At 50.0% G+C, this 1,095-nt stretch carries 1 protein-coding gene; it reads right to left on the reverse strand.

All coding sequences use genetic code 11. The features are described from left to right. Nucleotides 1-252 precede the first annotated feature (252 nt). On the reverse strand, nt 253-1,095 hold an 843-nt coding region (locus ACFPZN_RS56155; protein ID WP_378293635.1), incomplete at its 5' end, for an IS5 family transposase.

A 1,095-nucleotide genomic window follows, 5' to 3' on the forward strand; every position in this document is an offset into this window, starting at 1 on the left:
TAGTTTATTAACTAGAGAAACATCACCATCCAGACTTAATATTTCATTTTTATAGTCAAGCTTAATCACCTTGTCTATATCTTTAACAATTAAAAAAGGAGATTAGGTCGAGTCCGTGAGTGATTTTAACATATACGCGAATTGATACAACTCATATGTGCTAGCCAGTTTCATCTTTTTCTTTATTTCTTTTATAGGCTTTGTTGAATAAATCAGATTTCGGGTAAGTCTCCCCCGTAGCGGGTTGTGTTTTCAGGCAATACGCACGCTTTCAGGCATACCTGCTTTCGTCATTTTGTTCAGCGCTCGTACCAGGGCCATAGCCTCCGCAACCTGACCATCGTAGTCACGCAGCGTCAGTGAACCCCCGAACAGCTGTTTTACCCGGTACATCGCCGTTTCCGCTATCGAGCGACGGTTGTAATCTGTTGTCCATTTCCACCGCGCATTACTCCCGGTCATTCGCTGATTAGCCACTGCACGGTTACGGTCTGCATATTCACCGGGCCAGTAACCCGCACCTTTTCGGGGCGGGATAAGCGCGCTGATTTTCTTACGCCGCAGTTCATCGTGACAGAGCCGGGTATCGTAAGCTCCATCGGCGGCGGCTGACCTGATTTTCCGGTGGGTTTGCCGGATTAACCCGGGGAAGGCCTCTGAGTCCGTAACGTTGTTCAGCGACAGGTCAGCGCAGATGATTTCATGTGTTTTACTGTCAACTGCCAGATGCAGCTTACGCCATATACGACGGCGTTCCTGGCCATGCTTTTTGACTTTCCACTCGCCTTCACCGAAGACCTTCAGCCCGGTGGAATCAATTACCAGGTGTGCGATTTCACCCCGGGTGGGCGTTTTGAAACTGATATTAACCGACTTTGCCCGCTTGCTGACACTGGTGTAATCCGGACAGCGCAGCGGGACATCCATCAGGGCGAAAATGGAATCAATAAAGCCCTGAGCGGCTCGCAGGGTCAGCCGGAATACGCGTTTAATCACCAGGATGGTTGTGATGGCAAGATCTGAATAGCGCTGAGGTCGTCCCCGCGATGCAGGCGTTGCTGACTCATACCAGGCCTGAATCGCCTCATCATCAAG

This window comes from Actinomadura rugatobispora, assembly GCF_042656285.1.
In the GTDB taxonomy this organism is placed as follows: Bacteria; Actinomycetota; Actinomycetes; order Streptosporangiales; family Streptosporangiaceae; genus Spirillospora; species Spirillospora rugatobispora.